Origin of the sequence: Campylobacter sp. RM12642, from assembly GCF_020137635.1 — a bacterium.
Taxonomy (GTDB): Bacteria; Campylobacterota; Campylobacteria; order Campylobacterales; family Campylobacteraceae; genus Campylobacter_E.
The window spans coordinates 14,589-31,873 of sequence record NZ_JACGAT010000019.1 but is presented as its reverse complement, the minus strand read 5'-3'; the positions used below and the strand labels follow the sequence as shown (position 1 = coordinate 31,873).

Genomic DNA, 17,285 nt, shown 5'->3' with positions numbered 1-17,285 from the left:
AAAATTTTTTAAAAAAAATTAAGAATTTAAAAAATCATTCTAAATTCTTAATTTTAAATTCTACTAGCGGTATTTAATTCATAAATACTCTGCTAGAAATACCCCCCCCCTATCTCGTGTAACATAGAGCGAACGCAATTTCTACCATCTTCTTTTGCTTTATATAAATAAGCATCAGCAGCTTTTAATACTGATTCAAAATCTCTATTATCAGCATTTCTACAAGCTACACCAATACTTGTGCTACCTTTCCAAATCACTTTTTTATGTTCGTCTAATACTTCTATACCATTTACTACTGCGTGTAAAGCATTTGCAATTGCTACTGCTTCATCTAAAGAATATTTTTGTAATATTACTAAAAATTCATCACCACCTAAACGGCAAAAGTGTATGCTATCTCTATCGTTATACTTATATTTATTACATAATTCATTAGTATCAAAAAAATATTTAACAGCATTTGAAAATTGTTTTAAAACCAAATCTCCTGCATGGTGTCCATAAGTATCATTAACTTCTTTAAACTTATCTAAATCTAATTGAATAATAGCACAGGTTGGGTCTTGATATTCATTCCATATATTATTTAATACAAACATAGCCTGTCGTCTATTAAACAATCCTGTTAATTCATCTGTAATTGATTTTTTCTTATTTTCTTGAATTTGTTCTTGCAGTTGTTTTTCTTTTTTATTAAGACTTGATTTAATATCTGCTTCAATTTCTAATAATTTCTCGTTTCTAATCTCATAAATTTTTAAAAGATTTGATAAGGTAATAGTTAGAATTTCTATATTTTTATCCATCTTTTCATTTATCATCTCAAATGCTCTTTGAGGACTATTACCAGCTTCTATAAATTTAATTTGTTTAGCTATTTTATAATCTTCTCCAACTATATGAAAAATCAGCCAATTTTTAACAAAATAAGCCAAGTTAATTGCAAGTTCTTTTTGATATACCATATCATCTTCACTATTTTGCTTTAACACTGCATCTCTCATCTTACCTAATTGTGATATACACTGCGAGTGAATATCTCTGTGGGTTTCTACATATTTTGTATATATAGCCATACTTTTCATATAATCTTCTTCATTTTTAAAATGCCAAGCAATATGACTTAAAACCACTTGAAATACAGATTCAAATTCTTTATAACCACTATTAGCTGCTTCAAATACTTGCTCTATTAATTCAAAGAACATTTTATGTTCTTCATCAACCACATCAATACCTATTTCTAATTCAGGCCCCCAGCCTTTTATATATTCTTGAATTGTTGCTTTTTTACTTTCACTACTCATATATTACTCTATTTCTTCCTGAATTTTTTGCTTTATATAACTTAGCATCAGCGTTTTTAAAGGCTTTTATTTTATCATCTTCTACCATTTCAACTCCAATACTAATAGTAACTTTTATAATTTTTTCATTAAATTTAAATATTTCTTTTTCTATATTTTCTCTTATATTATCTAATTTTGTTACACAATTTTTAAAGTCTTGATTTTTATATACGATTACAAATTCTTCTCCACCAAATCTATAAACTTTATCTACATTAGCTTTTAATATCTTAGCTACATTTTTTAATATAAAATCACCAGCATCATGACCATAAGTATCATTAACTTTTTTAAAAAAATCTATATCACATACCGCTATTACATCATTAGTAATAAGCCTAGTTCTATCATAAGCTCTTCTATTTAAAACTTGAGTTAAAGCATCAAAAAATGCTAATTTATACCCTTCAAGAAATATAGAAATTAAAAATATTAAAGAAGCAAATTCAAAAAACCCAACATCTGTTTTTTCAAGAGTTTTAAAAAACATAAATTCAAAATAAGCTCCAATATACGCAAAAATTAATGTTTTTTCAAAAAATATAAAAAATCTTAATATCAATAAATACACTAAAAATACTAGAAAAAACACTAAGCCTAAATCAGTGATAAAAGAATTTGAAAATAAAAATTTATTAGTAGAATTTAATGCAAAGCTAGTATTTTGAGATAAAAATATACCTAATACTATGTATAAAATAAAAACAAAACTAATAGGTAATAAGCATTTTATAGTATCATACTCTTTTTTTAAAGATACTAAAAGCGCAAAAGCAAAAGGCATAAACAAACTTACATAAATATGGGTTTGATAATTTGCTGAAAATAAATAAATCATTTTAGAACTTATTAATAAAATACATACCGATATTATGTTGTATTTTTTAAAGTAAAGTGCAATAATAAGTGCTAATATCTCTAAAATAAAAGTAGCACTAGGCAAAGAAATTATTAATTCACTTAAAAATGAGTTCATTGATTGTAGAGCCTTTTGTAAATTTTAAAGAAACGATTATATAAAAAAAGGATAAAAAATGGTAGAAATCAAATCTCTTACTATGAGATACCCTACGGGATTATTATTTGAAAATGTAAATTTAAGCTTAAAAAGAGGCGAAAAATATGGACTTATCGGTGCAAACGGGGCTGGAAAATCAACATTTTTAAAAATTATAGCAGGAGAACTTGAAGCAACTAGCGGAGAAGTTAGTTTTGAAAATGGCGTAAGATACGGCGTGTTAGAGCAAAATCAATTTGCGTATGAAGAATTTAGTTTAAAAGATGCAGTTTTATATGGAAACAAAAGACTTTATAATGCAGTAAAAGAAAAAGAAAATATATATGCAACTTGCACGGATTATACCGATGAAATAAATAATCGCTTAAGCGAACTTGAAATGATTTGTGCAGAAGAAGACCCAAATTATGAATACGATACTAGATGTGAAAAAATATTAAGCTCTTTAAATCTTCATAATTATGATGAACTTATGAAAAATGTTCAAACAAGTGATAAATTTAAAGTTCTAATCGCACAGGTATTATTTGCTAAACCTGATGTGTTATTTTTAGATGAGCCTACGAATAACCTTGATTTAGACGCTATTAATTGGCTAGAAAATGAACTAAAACGCCACGATGGAACAATGGTTGTAATTTCTCATGATAGATTTTTCTTAAATAGTATTTGCACAAGAATGCTTGATGTAGATTTCAAACAAATTCGTGAATTTGCAGGAAATTATGATGATTGGTATATGCAAAGCACACTTATTAAAAGACAAAAAGAAGCAAGTCTTGCTAAGAATTTAAAAGAAAAAGAAGCTTTAGAAAAATTTATAGCTCGTTTTAGCGCAAATGCTTCTAAAGCAAGACAAGCAACAAGTCGTGCAAAAAACTTAGCAAAACTTGATGTAAGCGAAATAGAGATTTCAAGTAGGCGTGACCCATCAATTTTATTTAGATGTAATAGAGAAATTGGTAATGAAGTTTTAGAGCTAAACAATATAAGTAAGGCTTATGATAAGCAACTATTTAAAAACTTAAATCTTAAAGTAAATAAAGGCGATAAAATAGCAATAATTGGAGCAAGTGGAGCTGGAAAAAGCACACTAGCAAAGATTATAATGAATGAAATTTCTCCTGATAATGGAGAGGTAAAAATGGGTGCTACAATTGAACCTAGTTACTTCCCACAAGATACCTCAAGTAAAATTTGTGAAAATTTGAAACTATATGACTATTTAATTAGCGAAAAACATAAAGATATTGATGAAATTCGCAAATGCTTAGGTAGAATGCTCTTTAGCGGAACCGATCAAGAAAAAATGGCAAAAGATTTAAGCGGTGGTGAAAAGCACAGGTTGATGTTGAGTAAAATTATGCTTGAAAGGGGTAATTTTATCTTACTTGATGAGCCAAATAACCATCTTGACCTTGAAGCTATTATTTCTCTTGGTGAAGCACTTTATGAATACGATGGAGTAGCAATTTGTATAAGCCACGATAGGGAATTAATCAATTCTTATGCAAATAGAATTTGGTATTTAAACAATGGTGAGCTTATTGATTTTGTTGGCACGTATGAAGAGTTTTTATTAAAATATGGGGAGAGCAAATGACATTTAAGGTGGAGTATTCGGCAGGTTTTGGTAATTTTAGTCAAAATCATATGGGTTTTGGGCCTACTATTTATATTGAAGAAATTATTAACTATGAGAGCAATAAGGATTATTTTGATTATGTTGATTTCTTTTTAAAGTATTCAAAAAAAGATGATACATTCTTTCAAATTAAATTACTTGAAGATAGAGAATTAAGTGAAAATGAAAAATTGTCTAAGAAAAAGTATTTAATGCTAAGAGATGCGATGTGTGAATGGGCTAAAAACAACACTCAAGATGAAGAGATAGAATTAGAAAAAAATTATCATCAAGGAGATTAAAAATCTCCTTTCGCTTAATTTAAATTCTAAAAAAATAATATTAAGTTTTATACACAAAATATCTAATAATGATTACTATGCAATATTCTTATATAAATAATTACAATAATTCAAACTTTAGCATTATAAAATCTAAGTTGATTGTAAAATATTACTAGAAAATTATGTTTTTATATTTTAATTTTTATACTTATTTAATTTCAATATCTAATTTTGTTTGTGATTATTCCAAAAAATATACCATTGGCATTTAATAATAAAACTACAACATTTATGAATATGGTTAAAAATACTACTTAAATAATTAGCGAAAAAATATAAAGTGGTACGCTAGGTAGGAGTTGAAAAAGCCTATAAAATAGGGCTTAAAAATTGAATGTTCCCAAAATTGTTCCCAAAAATATTTTTTTTGATGATTTTAATAATTTTGATGAGGTAAATTAAAAATCACAAGTAGATTATATCTTTTTTATTGCTTAAAGTAAGCTAAAATAATTTAAATAATTGCTTGTTCTTATTCAAAATGCTTAAAATCTTTAATAATTTAGGTCAAACTTATATATTTTGCTACTTAGTTGTATTTATGGAATTAAACTAATTTAATATATTTTTGTAGTTTTATTTGACTTTTTAGATAAAAAAATAAGTTTTTTGATAAAAATTATATTGATTTTTTTTGCTTATTAACTTTTATTAACTACTTCTTTTACATTCTTTTACATTCTTTTACATTCTTTTACATTCTTTTCCATAGGTAAAAAAATTGGCATATAATCATTTAAGGCTTTTATTTAGTCCCTAATTGGTCGCTAATTTGCATAAAAATTCCCAATTTATTAAAATTACAACGAAAAAGAAAAAAAGGCTATAAAAAAAATTCAATGAAGTTTCTTTTTTCTTATTTGTCATACAAATAACAACTATTTGTTAGCTAAAGTTCAAAAAAAGATGAAAGGAGTAAGAGCAATGTAAAAACAATTTTTAAAAGTTGAAAGAAAAAAGCCAAAAGATAACGGCAATTATCTTAAGGCTTAGGTGGTAAAAACCACGCTAATTTTTGCCAAAACTAGCGTAAAAATCTTACCACCCTTTCATAAATATTCCAAAGTTCAAAGGTGCTTTAAAAAGCTAGATATTTATTAAAGGGGCAACTATGCACTATAAACAACGATTTTTTAATATTCACAAATCAGAGAAAGCCGTGGGACTTACCAAAAAGAACTTATGGCTATTTGTGAGAAACAACGAGCTAAATTACATCAAGCTAGGACATAGCTTAGTATTTATTCCACTTGATGAAATAAACGCACTTAAGCACATTTATAGCTTAAAAAAACACTACAAAAAGCAAGACAAAATAAAAGCATTAAATCAATATTATTTAGAAAAGGGGTTAGGAATGGATTATATTAAAGATTTACCGGAGTTATTAGGCACCAAAGACTTATGCCAATTATTCGGAATTGCACCAGTTACTATACATAGAAGAATTATCAACGGCGAATTAAAAGCCTATAAGCTAGGAAGTAGTAGAAGAAATTATTTTAAACGCGATGAGGTAATGGCACTAATTCAAGCTAGAAAGGTGCAAGAATGAAAAGGGCATTAACTTATAGGACATTATGGAATATTTGCTTAGGCGATATTCCAAGAAGTATTTTTTATAAGACAGGCACCTCATCGGCGAATATTAAAATAATAAGAACCAAAGCTTTTATGTTAGGGCATAAGCACTACATACAAACGCCTAAAATGATAAAAAAAGGGCTTAAGTTTCATCTACCTAGTAAAATGTATAACAAGCTAAAAAGCGATAAGAAAACGCTAAGAACTATCATTATGCTTATTACTAATTTACAGCTAGGAGATGAAAGGGTTATAAGAAGTGTTTTATCAATGTTAAGGGGGCTATAATGCAAAACATCACAGCCCTTGCCGATGATTTTCTAAAACGCTTAAATTCTAGTACATCTTTAGACAACATCAAGCAAGAATTAGAAAAAAAGTATAAAGATAAAGATAAAATTAACTTAGAAAATCAAATAATAAGTATTGAATTAACGCTTTTTAGTTTTCAAATACTAAATCCTAATTTGTTAAAAGATTTTGATAATTTTACGAACCTTGCCATTAATCAAGCCCACGATGAACTTATAAATATATACAAATGGAAAAGTGAGCCAAGTATAAATGATTTATGTATAACTTTAAGTCAAATTAATGAAGTAATAAATGAAAGTATCAAGCCTATTATTAGCATAATTAGAAAAGACAAAATAACACTAGAAACTTACGAGAGCTTAAAGCATTTGCATAGCCTAAAGGTTGCTACATATAGTGCTAAAAACTTGTTTTTAAATGCATACACTAGCGATATAACACCAAGTTTTTTAAATGAGTTTAAAACTAAATTAGATGATTTAGGGCAAAATCTCACGCCTAGCATAGACACTAAACAACTTTTAATAACATCTAAAGACTTTTTGACTAATCGCAATAATGTAGAAGTTCTACAAACTAATTTTAATTATCTTAATAAGTCTTTAGGTGGTGGATTTAGGACAAAATGCCTTTATACTCTATGTGGAGAAAGTGGGAAAGGCAAGACAACCCTAGCTATTCAATTAATTAGCGATTTTGCAAAGCAAGGAGTAAAAAGCGTATTTATTAGCCTTGAAATGGATAAGGCAGAGCTAATTTGTAGAATAATGGCAAACTTGACCGGAATTACTTATTTAAGACTTGATAAGTACCAACGCAATGAATTAAGATTTAGTAATGATGAAATAACAAAAATTAATAATGTAGATGAATACATAAAAAATATTCTAGTGCTAGAAAATAGCGAACTTGCAGAGCTAACACAATTAAAAAACGCCATTAAATGCTTAGTTATAAACGGCTATAAGTTTTTTGTAATTGACACTAAAGACCATTTAATTAATTCGCAAGGCAAAGGCGAAAGCTATGAAATGCATACACAAATAGCTAAAAGCTTAAAAGAGTTAGTAAAAGAGCAAGATATAAGCATTTTGTTATTATCTCAAGCTAATAGAAGTATTCAAAATCTTAAAAAAGATGAATTGCCAAATAGAACGCACATATCACAAAGCCTAGGCACATACGCTCAAAGCGATGGGGTAAGCTTTATTTATACAGAGTCAGAGAGTAAAACGCTAGTCTTATATACAGATAAAAGCAGATATGCACCTAAAAGCGATGAGGTGCAAATGATAGAAATTGATAACGAGTGCTTAAGGGTAAGAGAGATTAATACACTTACTCATTCAGTAGAACATATAGGGTAAGGGGCTAATATGTTTTGCATTACATCAGCACAAAAAAACATATTAGAATATGAATTCGCTAAGTATATTATGCAAGAACTAGAGCAAATCATCGCTAGTAACGAGCATACATCAAAAGCACAAGCAAGTAATTATCAAGATTATTTAAAGCAAGTACAAATAATGAACCAAGATAAAACCTTTATTGTAAATTATAGTGGGGTGCAATCAATGGGCTTTTTTTATTTGCTTAGTGCTTTTATATTTGAACCAAATCTTAAAAAAGAACTTATTATAAGTCATAAATCAATCCTAGCAACATACGGCGAAAGAATAGACCTACCTCATCTACTAAATGGGTTTTTCATCTCTATTGATAGCCCAAACAGATACGAAACATTAAAAAGCAATCTAGCAGATAATGAGAGTTTAAGGGTATTAGACTTTTGTAAAAGACATTTTGAATTTTACATCAAATGCACTCCAACCAAAGAGCAATCAGACAAAGCCGAACAAATGGGAATGACAAGCACAAGCGAACATTTAGAATTAATTGTAAGTGTTTTAATTGATGAATTAAAAGCTAATTTAGACCAAATGCAAAGGCAAGAAAAGGCAGAAGAGCAAAGACAAAAACGAGCAGAGCAAAACAAAGCTATAAGAGAGCAAATAAAAAAAGAAAGGATAATAAATGAGCGAACAAGTTAAGACATTTATCAGAGTGCATTATTCATTAATAGACAAATATGGCTTAAATGATGGAGTGATTTTAAGCTTTTTGTTATCTAGCAATATAAGAAAGGGGACTTATATTTCAAAGGTTCTAAATATTACAGAGCCTAGTATTTGTAATAAACTAAAGCATTACAAAAGCTTAGGGCTTATTGATGATAAAAACATTCCCACCCAAATCCTAAAAGATGAGGTAAAAGGTAGTTATCATTTAATGCTATTTAATGAACTAGTAAAAGAGCATAAAATACTAAAAGCTTTTATTATAAGCTATATAATAAGCACGGTAGCTACAAAAAACCTAAGGCATAAAGCAAAGCTTAGAAGTTATCAAAATATAGCCAAAGTATCTAACACTAGCTTAACGCAGATTAAAGCCAAAAGTAAAGAGCTAATAATAACACAACTTTTAGCACTAGTTGAAAACAAAGAGCCAAATATAAAGCAAAACAAAATCTTAGGCATAAACTTAGAACTAGCTTACAAGTATAATCCTAATTTAAAGCAAGGCAAATAAACGCCTTGCTAATTCCGAATTCAAATTCTTTTTTACCTATCACTTTTTTTAATCTTTTGCTATCACTTTTTTTAATAAAATTGGCTTTACATATCACTTTTTTTAATAAAACAGCACTTAGCTAACACTTTTTTTAATCTTTTGCTATCACTTTTTTTAATCAGTAATATTATTGCAAGAATAAAAAATCCCTAAAGGGATTTTTTTTATTCTATTGCAGATTAAGATTTAAAGCAAACGGCTTTAACGCTTACGCTTAGCCGTTGCTTATTCTTAGCAGATTATTCACAATCCTTACAAAGCGATAAAATACAAACATTAATGGATTTATATTGACTTTAAAAGATTTTTGATTTTAGGGGCATTTATGAGCGTTTAAAAGACATATAAGCTTATGCTTCATTATCGCTTTCTAGTTCTAAAACTTTATTTTTAATTTCATCATACTTTTTAGCTTTAATATGATTTTCTAGCAAAAACTTAATAAAGCTAGGATAAGGAGCACGATAACCCCAATTATTAATCGTTGCATAAGGTATCCCACTAATTTCAGCTAATTGTTTTTTGTTTAAATTAGCTAACTTCATAAGCTTTAAAAACTCATCTTTAGTAATAGTTTCATTCATTTTATATCCTTTCAAGTGCCAAATAATAGCATAAAGCTAATTAAAAGTAAAATATTATTAGCTAAACGCTAAAGGCTTTAAGCTTAAATTAATAGTTATATGCTAATATTTTTTTAAAATAAATTAGCATTAAACTAACTTATGAAATTAACAAGAAAGGAAAAACAATGAGTAAAGAATTAAAGAGCTTTAAGCTTACAGAGGGAGACAGCGAAAACCAACCACTACTATGCCCTAATGATACAATTTATTATGAGCCTATTAGCAAAATAACGCACGATATGGCTTATAAGTTTGTGGTAATTCAAGTAGGTAATAACAAAGAAATAAGACGCCTTGAGCCTTTTACATTCAGCAAAAAGGATACGGATATTTATAAACTTAATGTTACTTGTCCGGACAAAGATAAAGAATTGGAGCAATTATGCGAGTATTCAATGCCTTTTATTGTATTAGAAAAATCCGGCCTAATAGTTGGAGTAGTAAAGGAGATTAAAAGAAATATTTATAATCCGGAGTATTTAGAACTTCATAAACATTACACCAAGATATTTAAGGAAAAACAATGAAACACATCTACAAATATAATCAAGGCTTTTTAAAAGCATTCGGTTATAAGGTGCTAAAGTATGGTGATGAGATGCTACAAGTTAGCGATAAAAGATTTATCTATACGGCAAAAAGAAATGAAATTGCAATAAAAGGAAAAACCACAAGAGCGAAAGAATATTTAGAAAGAAACTTCGTAAAGATTTATTACAGATTTAACGCATTTTTAGAGTTGAATAACTTAGATAATAAGAAAGTTTATCCACAAACTTTACAAGCTTTATTAATGGCAATTTAAGGAGAGAGCAATGGAAAAAATATTACATTCATTTATCGTAAAAGATGATTTAAACGAACCACTAATTTTACAAGGCGATAGAGTATATTATACACCTTTCAAGGACTTCAAAGGCGATTTTAAAGAGCTTAACGGTAAGTTCTTAGCAATTGAGCTTAATGGCGAAAAAAGTGTAAGGCGTGTAAGTTTTGATGATGAGCTACAAGAATGGAGCGAAATAATGGACGGACAACCTATACCATACACGCTAGAAACCACAAATTACACAAGGCAAGGAAGACAAAAACAAATACACGAATTAAGCCTAACGGAAGAAATAATTCAAAAATCTAATATTGTTTTAGGTGTGGTAGATAGCTTAGAAAGACAAATTAGCAGTGTAAGTTTTGAAAGTTTTCAAGAAGATTATAACACAGCGATAAACTCATATTACCAAAAGGCGAAAAAATGAGAAGAAAAAGCATAAACGCCTACTAGCTAAAGCACATAGTATAAAATGCCGTAAAAGGCGAATAAATGGGCTTTTGTTAGCTTATATGTATTTAAGATTTAATGGCTAGGGGTCGCTACTCGCACCCTAGCTACTTCTTAGCACTTTCTAAAAACAATTTGATTTAATTAAATGAAACTTAATCTACTTAAATGCCAAAATGGTTTTTAGGTTTTTGCCGGTCGCTACTCGCATACTCCGGATTTTTGAAAAATTTTATAATGTTACTTCACTCATTATAAGCCCATCAAAACGCTAAAATCCCTACAGCTTAGGTATTTTAGGGGTTTTCTTATTGTAGTCCTAACTTATTTACCATTTTAGGTAGTCGGTATCCACCACCTTTTAGGTGTGGGGTTAAGAGCTTTTATTAATATTTTAATGATATGATAACAATAACGAGCTACAAAGCTTACGCCCTTAATGGGTTCCCACGCTAGTTCGTGGGATAACTTCTTTATTAATTTTTTCTACAATTTTACAAAAATCATCATTCGTTATTTTGATACTTGACAAACTTATAATTCTTTTATTATCAAATATCCTTATTTGATTTAGCAATAAGGCTTGTTCAGTTTTATTCTTATCAATTATTATCATTTTATGCTTATTTGCCTTGCTTGTTTTTGAACTTAGAGGAACGCCTAAAAAGGCTTTATTGTTACTAATGTAAAAAGTATTTAATACCAACACAGGTCGCTTAAAATTATCTCCTTTACCATAAATCTCACAACCTATATTTAAACCTACATTGACCCAATAAACTTTACCTATTTTTGCATTACTTACAAAATCTTTATTATTAATCGCCTTTTTTACTTCATTCCATTCATCGTAATTCATAGAAAATCCTTAATAAACTTCTCTAAATAATCGCCCCACCATTGCATTAATTCCCTTTTAGCTTCTAGCTTATGGCTTCTATCATACACGCCACGAACTCCTCCTACCGTATGAGCTAGGCAAAGCTCTATAATCTCGCTTGAATAATTATTATCGTTAGCTATCGTGCTAAACATTGCACGAAATCCGTGGGGCGTGAATTCATCGTTTGTAATGCCACCACGACGTAAAATCATTCTTAAAGTATTATCGCTAATGTAGGGGTCTTTTTTATTCGTTCGGCTAGGAAACACCCACTCATCATCGCTTTTAAAGATAGTTTTTAGAGTATTTAGTATCTTCAAAGCTTGAGAGTTTAAGGGCAAGTAAAAAGGTTTTTTCATTTTCATTTGTTCGCTAGGAATTGCTAAAACACCATCATCAAAATTAACCCACTCCCAACGCATTGCCCTAATGTTTTGCGTTCTTAAAGCAGTTAAAGATTGTAAAATTAAAGCATATTTATATAATGGATTTGAGTTAGCAGTGCGTATTATATTAAAAAGCCTTTTTAAATCATCATCATTAGTAAGCGTTGCGTGATTTTTCACTTCTTTTTTACCAAGTAATACACTAGGCTTTACTTTAGCTAATGGGCTTACTACCTCATCGCCGTTACAAATAGCAAACTCATATAATTGATTAATCAAAGCAAAGGCACGATATGAAGTTTCTTGTTTATCGCAAGACTTTAAGCACTCTATGATTTGCAAAGCTTTTAAATCAACTATATTAATATTTTTTAAAATATCAAATATTCTAAAAGTACTTATGTATCTTTTGTAAGTTTTATCAGTTACAGCCTTTTCTTTACTTACTAAAAACTCATTAAATAAAGTATCTAGTGTTTTACTAGTATTCATTATCCCACTTGCTAAACTATCAGCCAAAGTTTTATAATCACTTATCGCTTGTTCTATTCCATAGCTTATATTAAAATCATTTAGCTTTTTGATTTTGTCCTTGCCGTTCTCATTGTATCTATAATAAAAAGTTTTGTTCCCATTAGTTCCCACATAAATATAAATATTATTATAAACACTTACTTTATATCTTTTATTTTTAGGCTTTAATGCTTGTATTTGCTTATTTGTCAATGCTTAACCCTTTTTTATGATTGTTCCCAAGTGATTTTTTGTAAAAATCCCAAGTGTTCCCAAAACTTGTTCCCAAAAAATTATACCATTTAGATATTTAATGATAATTAGTGATAAGATAAGTAATTAAACAAACAAGGCTAAAACATCGTATTTAAGGGGTAAAAATACTCTTTAGATATTTAATGATAATTAGCGAAAAATATAAAGTGGTACGCTAGGTAGGAGTCGAACCCACAACCTACAGATCCGAAGTCTGTTGCTCTATCCATTGAGCTACTAACGCAACAAAACTAAAATATGATTTTTTAAAAAAGTGGGGTGAGTGATGGGAATCGAACCCACGACCCTCAGGACCACAATCTGATGCTCTAACCGACTGAGCTACACTCACCATAAATGAAATAATAAAGAAGTGGTCGGGGTGAAAGGATTCGAACCTTCGGCCCCTTGGTCCCAAACCAAGTGCGCTAACCAGACTGCGCTACACCCCGAAAATGTTTTATAAGAAAGGTCGCATTATATATTAACTTTTTTAAAATGTCAAGAAAAAAATAATTTATTCACAAAATATTGCTAAAATTATACACAATGACCCCGTAACTCAGCGGTAGAGTGTTACCTTGACATGGTAAAAGTCGTTGGTTCAAGTCCAATCGGGGTCACCATATTACTTATTCTTTTTTGATTATTCTTTTTATAAAATATGTTTTAATGTTTTTTCTTGTAAAATTTAAATACTTTAAGAAATTATATAAATTTATAAGATTAATATATTTAAAAATAAACAACCGCAAAAGCAGTTGTTTAAAATAACTTGCCTAAAATAAGGCAAATTATAAATAATAAGCTATTAAAGCACCGCCTACTACTAAAGGTATATTGTAGAATATAAATGTAGGGATACATACATCTTTTATGTGATCACTTTGATTATCAGCATTAAGCCCAACGGTAATTCCTAAAGTTGCTTCACTAGCAGGGCTACCTGTATCTCCAACTGCACCAGCACAAGCAATAATGAAAATAATACTTTCAGCACTAAAACCTAAAGCCGTACAAATTGGCACAAATAAAGTCGCAATAATAGGAACAGTTCCAAACGAACTTCCAATTCCAAGAGTAATTAATAATCCTATACACATCATTCCAAACGCTATTATCAATTTATTAGTAGTAATACTTAAAGTAAAATCAACTATTTCTTTAATAGCTCCTGTGCTTTGTAAAACAGCTCCAAAACCACAAGCAATTAACATAATAAATGCCACATAACCCATTAAAGAAAAACCGCCTAAAAATACTTCATCAATTTTTTTATACTCAACTCCACCGCTTACACAAATAAATAAAAAGCCAAGTAAAGCCGAAAGCGGTAAAGAACCAACAAGTATTTGAGTAGTTAAAGTAATTAATAAACCTATCATTACCATTAGTTCTTTTTTACCAAAACTAATATTATCTAAGTTTTCATATTTTGTTTCAAGCTCTTGATATGCTTTAGGTTTTCTATAATAAATAAATGAAGCAAGAAGACCAAAAAACATTATAAAAAACATAAGCCAAACGACACCAGCAACATCACTTTGAGTAACTTTTACTCCATTATCATTTAGCGATTGAGTAATTATATCTTGAAATATAAGACCAAATCCCACAGGTAAAGTCATATAAGGCGTTGTAAGCCCAAATGTTACCGCACAAGCTACAGCACGCCTGTCAATTTTTAGCTTATTAAATAGACTTAGCATTGGTGGGATTAAAATCGGAATAAATGCTACGTGAATTGGAATTAAATTCTGAGAAAAGCTTGAAATTATAGCTAAAGAAAATAGCAATAAAATTCTTTTATCTGACATCTTTTTACTAATAAAATTAACTAAATAAGCAGTTAAATTAGTCCTAGATACAGCAACCGCTAAAGCACCTACTAAAACATAGCTAAGTGAGGTTTGCAAATTGCCACTCATACCACTTATGAATGTATTCATAATATTTTTTAATACTACTAAAATATTATCATCAAAACTAACACTCATAAGTCCTGCTATTAGTCCAGAAACTAAAATAGCCAAAAATACATTAAATCTTAATAGACATAGTCCAAGCATTATAAAAACGCTTATTAAAACAGGGTTTGTTAACATAAATTTTCCTTTAAATTAATTTTGTTTAAATGTTTAAAAATATAAAAAATAATATGATAAAAAAAGTATTATGAAGTCTCAATGCCCTAAGGCATGATGGAAGAAGAAGCTTGTAAATAAATTGTTTGTTAAGACAAATGATAAAACACTCATTTAAAAACTCCTTTTGTAAAATATTTGCGTTATTCAACCTAAAATATTCTGAAATTTTCCTTAAATATTTTATTTTTTTAGAAAAAATCATTAAAATTATCTAAAATTCAATACACTAAAACCTTAAGGAGTAAATATGAAAAAATTAATAATACTTATATTTTCAATATTTGTTTATGCAAATGAAGCACAAATCGCTCTTGATTTAGCAAAAGTTAATGAATATTTATCAAAAATTAGTGCTTGTAGTAATAATAATTTTAAAGGCTGTGATGAAGCAAATAATATAAATAAAATAACTTATATAAAAGAAGCAAAAGACTATATAAACGATGAATGCAAGGCAAAAAATATGGCAGCTTGTTATACAATTTCTACTTTTAGTGATGATGATTATACGATTTTTAATGCCTTAAGACTTGCTTGTCAAAATCATTTTGAATTAGCTTGCACTAAGCTTGTATTAAATTACGAACAAAACTCAACAAAAGCACTAAAAATCATAAAAGCTCAATGTGATAACGAAAATAATCAAAACTCTTGTTATGCAACTGCTAGATACTATAAAGGATTTTTAGATAAAGAAAACGCTATTAAATACGCTCACATTGCTTGTAACAAAAATTTCTTTAATGCTTGCATATTTGAAGCAAGTGTGCATTTAGAAAATAATGACACAAAAAAAGCATTCAATCTTTTAGAGCAAACTTGCAATAAAGGTTATGAAGAAGCTTGTTTTGCTGGAGCTAATGCTTATTTAAATATGGGTAAATTTAAATTAAGTAAAAAATTCTTAGAAAAATCTTGTAATTTAGGTAATCAAATATCTTGCAAAAAACTAAGTGGTTTTTAATATATTTTGAAATTCTAAAAAAGGATAATAATGCTTGAATTTTGGCAACATTTTTATGAAAATACCAATAGAGTTGCATTTAGCATAGGAATGTTTAAAATACATTATTACGCACTTTGCTACATATTAGCATTGCTTATTGCATTATTTATAGGACAAAAATTTGCTCCACGCTTTGGCTTTAGCAAAAAAGAAATAGAAAATTATTTCGTTTGGATAGAAATAGGCATAATCTTAGGAGCTAGAATAGGATATATTTTAGTTTATAGCGATGATAAATTATATTATTTAAGCAATCCTTGGCAAATGTTTAATCCGTTTGTAAATGGCGAATTTGTAGGAATTGCTGGAATGAGCTATCACGGAGCATTAGTTGGTGCGTTAATTGCAACTTATCTTTATTCTAAAAAATATAAAAAAAATATGTTTAAAATACTTGATTTAGTAGCATTATCAGTGCCATTAGGGTATATATTTGGAAGAATTGGAAACTTTTTAAATCACGAACTATTTGGCAGAGCAACTGATGTAGCTTGGGGAGTTTATGTAGGAGATACTTTAAGGCACCCTAGTCAATTATATGAAGCATTCGCTGAAGGTTTAATAATTTTCATTATCATTTACATTTTTTCAAAGAGAATAAAGTTTAACGGGCAATTAATCTGTATTTATGCAATGTCGTACGGGATAGCTAGATTTATTTGTGAATTCTTTAGAGAACCTGATTTTAATTTAGGCTTTATTGCATTAAGCCTATCTATGGGTCAAATTTTGAGTTTAATTATGTTTTGCTTTGCTCTTAGTTTGTATTTTTATTTAAATAAAATTAAAGCTAATCATTAACACGGGGGGGGGTATAATCAAAATTACAATATTTTGATAGTATCAAGATTCAAATCATTTTAAGGAGTAAAGTATGAAAAAACTTTTATTTTTAGGTGCAATTAGTTGCTGTTTATTAGCTGATACAAATATAAATCCAAGCGAACTACCACAAAATATTCAAGACTTTGTAAAAACTCATTTTACAAATGAAAATATAGTTAAAGCTGAAAAAGATTGGGATTCTTATGAAATCAAACTTAGCAATGGAACTGAACTTGATTTTTCTAAATCTGGAGATATTAAAGAAATAGATGGAAAATACTCTCCAATTCCTGATAGCATTATGCAAGATGTTTTAAAACTTGCTAAAGAAAATCAAAAAAATGCGAAATTAATGGAAATTGAAAAAGAATGGAACGGATATAAACTAAAATTTAATAACAATTATAAAGTTTATATAGACAATAACGGAACTATCACAAAAACCGTGCTTGATGATTAAAAACAATAGGAATTTCAATTTGAAATTCCTA

The 17,285-nt window shown here is 28.6% G+C and carries 19 protein-coding genes and 4 tRNA genes; 14 read left to right on the top strand and 9 right to left on the bottom strand.

The window, feature by feature from the left end:
• Positions 1–92 precede the first annotated feature (92 nt).
• Positions 93–1,310: a GGDEF domain-containing protein gene (locus tag AVBRAN12642_RS07250; protein ID WP_214117412.1), complete on the bottom strand. Its 1,218-nt coding sequence runs from the start codon at positions 1,308–1,310 to the stop codon at positions 93–95.
• The gene (locus AVBRAN12642_RS07245) at positions 1,303–2,328 is read right to left on the bottom strand and encodes a GGDEF domain-containing protein (protein ID WP_214117413.1); all 1,026 of its coding nucleotides are present in this window, start codon (positions 2,326–2,328) and stop codon (positions 1,303–1,305) included. Before AVBRAN12642_RS07245 ends, AVBRAN12642_RS07250 begins: the two co-directional genes overlap by 8 nt.
• A 58-nt stretch (positions 2,329–2,386) precedes the next feature.
• Between AVBRAN12642_RS07245 and AVBRAN12642_RS07240 the strand changes: the two genes are divergently transcribed.
• The 7 genes from AVBRAN12642_RS07240 to AVBRAN12642_RS07210 all read left to right on the top strand — a co-directional run bounded on the left by AVBRAN12642_RS07240 (position 2,387) and on the right by AVBRAN12642_RS07210 (position 8,832).
• Positions 2,387–3,973 (top strand): ABC-F family ATP-binding cassette domain-containing protein, encoded by a 1,587-nt coding sequence (locus tag AVBRAN12642_RS07240; RefSeq protein WP_214117414.1) that lies wholly within the window; start codon positions 2,387–2,389, stop codon positions 3,971–3,973.
• Positions 3,970–4,296, top strand: coding sequence for a hypothetical protein (locus AVBRAN12642_RS07235; protein WP_214117415.1), 327 nt, complete (start codon positions 3,970–3,972; stop codon positions 4,294–4,296). The genes AVBRAN12642_RS07240 and AVBRAN12642_RS07235 overlap by 4 nt, the downstream gene beginning before the upstream one ends.
• Positions 4,297–5,449: 1,153 nt before the next feature.
• On the top strand, positions 5,450–5,893 hold the full coding sequence (locus AVBRAN12642_RS07230; RefSeq protein ID WP_336608157.1) for a helix-turn-helix transcriptional regulator: 444 nt from the start codon (positions 5,450–5,452) through the stop codon (positions 5,891–5,893).
• Positions 5,890–6,210 carry a hypothetical protein gene (locus AVBRAN12642_RS07225; RefSeq protein ID WP_336607715.1) on the top strand — a complete coding sequence of 107 codons (321 nt, stop codon included), beginning with the start codon at positions 5,890–5,892 and terminating at the stop codon, positions 6,208–6,210. The genes AVBRAN12642_RS07230 and AVBRAN12642_RS07225 overlap by 4 nt, the downstream gene beginning before the upstream one ends.
• Entirely contained in the window at positions 6,210–7,604 is a 1,395-nt protein-coding gene (locus AVBRAN12642_RS07220) for a DnaB-like helicase C-terminal domain-containing protein (RefSeq protein WP_336607714.1), read from the top strand. The genes AVBRAN12642_RS07225 and AVBRAN12642_RS07220 overlap by 1 nt, the downstream gene beginning before the upstream one ends.
• A gap of 9 nt (positions 7,605–7,613) precedes the next feature.
• Positions 7,614–8,291: a hypothetical protein gene (locus AVBRAN12642_RS07215; protein WP_336607713.1), complete on the top strand. Its 678-nt coding sequence runs from the start codon at positions 7,614–7,616 to the stop codon at positions 8,289–8,291.
• Entirely contained in the window at positions 8,275–8,832 is a 558-nt protein-coding gene (locus tag AVBRAN12642_RS07210) for a hypothetical protein (RefSeq protein WP_336607712.1), read from the top strand. The genes AVBRAN12642_RS07215 and AVBRAN12642_RS07210 overlap by 17 nt, the downstream gene beginning before the upstream one ends.
• Before the next feature lie 392 nt (positions 8,833–9,224).
• Here AVBRAN12642_RS07210 and AVBRAN12642_RS07205 read toward each other — a convergent pair whose 3' ends face one another.
• Positions 9,225–9,458: an XRE family transcriptional regulator gene (locus tag AVBRAN12642_RS07205; protein WP_336607711.1), complete on the bottom strand. Its 234-nt coding sequence runs from the start codon at positions 9,456–9,458 to the stop codon at positions 9,225–9,227.
• A 167-nt stretch (positions 9,459–9,625) separates the two neighbouring features.
• On the opposite strand from AVBRAN12642_RS07205, the gene AVBRAN12642_RS07200 reads away from it, so the two are divergent.
• Genes AVBRAN12642_RS07200 through AVBRAN12642_RS07190 form a run of 3 tightly spaced genes read left to right on the top strand, consistent with a single transcriptional unit; the run spans position 9,626 to position 10,756 of the window.
• Positions 9,626–10,027 carry a hypothetical protein gene (locus tag AVBRAN12642_RS07200; RefSeq protein ID WP_336607710.1) on the top strand — a complete coding sequence of 134 codons (402 nt, stop codon included), beginning with the start codon at positions 9,626–9,628 and terminating at the stop codon, positions 10,025–10,027.
• Positions 10,024–10,305: a hypothetical protein gene (locus tag AVBRAN12642_RS07195; protein ID WP_336607709.1), complete on the top strand. Its 282-nt coding sequence runs from the start codon at positions 10,024–10,026 to the stop codon at positions 10,303–10,305. The genes AVBRAN12642_RS07200 and AVBRAN12642_RS07195 overlap by 4 nt, the downstream gene beginning before the upstream one ends.
• 10 nt (positions 10,306–10,315) lie before the next feature.
• A complete protein-coding gene (locus AVBRAN12642_RS07190) occupies positions 10,316–10,756 on the top strand; it encodes a hypothetical protein (RefSeq protein WP_336607708.1) in 441 nt (146 codons plus the stop codon).
• 459 nt (positions 10,757–11,215) lie between these two features.
• On the opposite strand, the gene AVBRAN12642_RS07185 is transcribed toward AVBRAN12642_RS07190, so the two are convergent.
• From AVBRAN12642_RS07185 to AVBRAN12642_RS07165, 5 genes are all read right to left on the bottom strand, one after another.
• Positions 11,216–11,638, bottom strand: coding sequence for a type II toxin-antitoxin system PemK/MazF family toxin (locus tag AVBRAN12642_RS07185; protein WP_336607674.1), 423 nt, complete (start codon positions 11,636–11,638; stop codon positions 11,216–11,218).
• Positions 11,635–12,774, bottom strand: a complete 1,140-nt coding sequence (locus AVBRAN12642_RS07180) for a tyrosine-type recombinase/integrase (protein ID WP_336607673.1) — start codon at positions 12,772–12,774, stop codon at positions 11,635–11,637. Before AVBRAN12642_RS07180 ends, AVBRAN12642_RS07185 begins: the two co-directional genes overlap by 4 nt.
• A 210-nt stretch (positions 12,775–12,984) precedes the next feature.
• Positions 12,985–13,060: transfer RNA gene (locus AVBRAN12642_RS07175), tRNA-Arg, on the bottom strand.
• Positions 13,061–13,091: 31 nt separating this feature from the next.
• Positions 13,092–13,168 (bottom strand) — tRNA-His (locus tag AVBRAN12642_RS07170).
• Positions 13,169–13,190: 22 nt separating this feature from the next.
• Positions 13,191–13,268: transfer RNA gene (locus AVBRAN12642_RS07165), tRNA-Pro, on the bottom strand.
• 99 nt (positions 13,269–13,367) lie between these two features.
• On the opposite strand from AVBRAN12642_RS07165, the gene AVBRAN12642_RS07160 reads away from it, so the two are divergent.
• Positions 13,368–13,442, top strand: a tRNA-Val gene (locus tag AVBRAN12642_RS07160).
• Positions 13,443–13,610: 168 nt separating this feature from the next.
• Here AVBRAN12642_RS07160 and AVBRAN12642_RS07155 read toward each other — a convergent pair.
• The gene (locus AVBRAN12642_RS07155; RefSeq protein ID WP_214117416.1) at positions 13,611–14,921 is read right to left on the bottom strand and encodes a Na+/H+ antiporter NhaC family protein; all 1,311 of its coding nucleotides are present in this window, start codon (positions 14,919–14,921) and stop codon (positions 13,611–13,613) included.
• A 289-nt stretch (positions 14,922–15,210) separates the two neighbouring features.
• Between AVBRAN12642_RS07155 and AVBRAN12642_RS07150 the strand changes: the two genes are divergently transcribed.
• From AVBRAN12642_RS07150 to AVBRAN12642_RS07140, 3 genes are all read left to right on the top strand, one after another.
• A complete protein-coding gene (locus AVBRAN12642_RS07150; RefSeq protein WP_336607672.1) occupies positions 15,211–15,927 on the top strand; it encodes a hypothetical protein in 717 nt (238 codons plus the stop codon).
• Positions 15,928–15,957: 30 nt separating this feature from the next.
• On the top strand, positions 15,958–16,770 hold the full coding sequence (gene lgt / locus AVBRAN12642_RS07145; protein WP_336607671.1) for a prolipoprotein diacylglyceryl transferase: 813 nt from the start codon (positions 15,958–15,960) through the stop codon (positions 16,768–16,770).
• 73 nt (positions 16,771–16,843) lie between these two features.
• Positions 16,844–17,254: a PepSY-like domain-containing protein gene (locus AVBRAN12642_RS07140; protein ID WP_214117419.1), complete on the top strand. Its 411-nt coding sequence runs from the start codon at positions 16,844–16,846 to the stop codon at positions 17,252–17,254.
• Positions 17,255–17,285: the final 31 nt, after the last annotated feature.

Bases quoted from the DNA above. Each gene is read 5' to 3' on its own strand.
- AVBRAN12642_RS07250 (WP_214117412.1), bottom strand. From the start codon at position 1,310: ATGAGTAGTGAAAGTAAAAAAGCAACAATTCAAGAATATATAAAAGGC.
- AVBRAN12642_RS07245 (WP_214117413.1), bottom strand. From the start codon at position 2,328: ATGAACTCATTTTTAAGTGAATTAATAATTTCTTTGCCTAGTGCTACT.
- AVBRAN12642_RS07240 (WP_214117414.1), top strand. From the start codon at position 2,387: ATGGTAGAAATCAAATCTCTTACTATGAGATACCCTACGGGATTATTA.
- AVBRAN12642_RS07235 (WP_214117415.1), top strand. From the start codon at position 3,970: ATGACATTTAAGGTGGAGTATTCGGCAGGTTTTGGTAATTTTAGTCAA.
- AVBRAN12642_RS07230 (WP_336608157.1), top strand. From the start codon at position 5,450: ATGCACTATAAACAACGATTTTTTAATATTCACAAATCAGAGAAAGCC.
- AVBRAN12642_RS07225 (WP_336607715.1), top strand. From the start codon at position 5,890: ATGAAAAGGGCATTAACTTATAGGACATTATGGAATATTTGCTTAGGC.
- AVBRAN12642_RS07220 (WP_336607714.1), top strand. From the start codon at position 6,210: ATGCAAAACATCACAGCCCTTGCCGATGATTTTCTAAAACGCTTAAAT.
- AVBRAN12642_RS07215 (WP_336607713.1), top strand. From the start codon at position 7,614: ATGTTTTGCATTACATCAGCACAAAAAAACATATTAGAATATGAATTC.
- AVBRAN12642_RS07210 (WP_336607712.1), top strand. From the start codon at position 8,275: ATGAGCGAACAAGTTAAGACATTTATCAGAGTGCATTATTCATTAATA.
- AVBRAN12642_RS07205 (WP_336607711.1), bottom strand. From the start codon at position 9,458: ATGAATGAAACTATTACTAAAGATGAGTTTTTAAAGCTTATGAAGTTA.
- AVBRAN12642_RS07200 (WP_336607710.1), top strand. From the start codon at position 9,626: ATGAGTAAAGAATTAAAGAGCTTTAAGCTTACAGAGGGAGACAGCGAA.
- AVBRAN12642_RS07195 (WP_336607709.1), top strand. From the start codon at position 10,024: ATGAAACACATCTACAAATATAATCAAGGCTTTTTAAAAGCATTCGGT.
- AVBRAN12642_RS07190 (WP_336607708.1), top strand. From the start codon at position 10,316: ATGGAAAAAATATTACATTCATTTATCGTAAAAGATGATTTAAACGAA.
- AVBRAN12642_RS07185 (WP_336607674.1), bottom strand. From the start codon at position 11,638: ATGAATTACGATGAATGGAATGAAGTAAAAAAGGCGATTAATAATAAA.
- AVBRAN12642_RS07155 (WP_214117416.1), bottom strand. From the start codon at position 14,921: ATGTTAACAAACCCTGTTTTAATAAGCGTTTTTATAATGCTTGGACTA.
- AVBRAN12642_RS07150 (WP_336607672.1), top strand. From the start codon at position 15,211: ATGAAAAAATTAATAATACTTATATTTTCAATATTTGTTTATGCAAAT.
- lgt (WP_336607671.1), top strand. From the start codon at position 15,958: ATGCTTGAATTTTGGCAACATTTTTATGAAAATACCAATAGAGTTGCA.
- AVBRAN12642_RS07140 (WP_214117419.1), top strand. From the start codon at position 16,844: ATGAAAAAACTTTTATTTTTAGGTGCAATTAGTTGCTGTTTATTAGCT.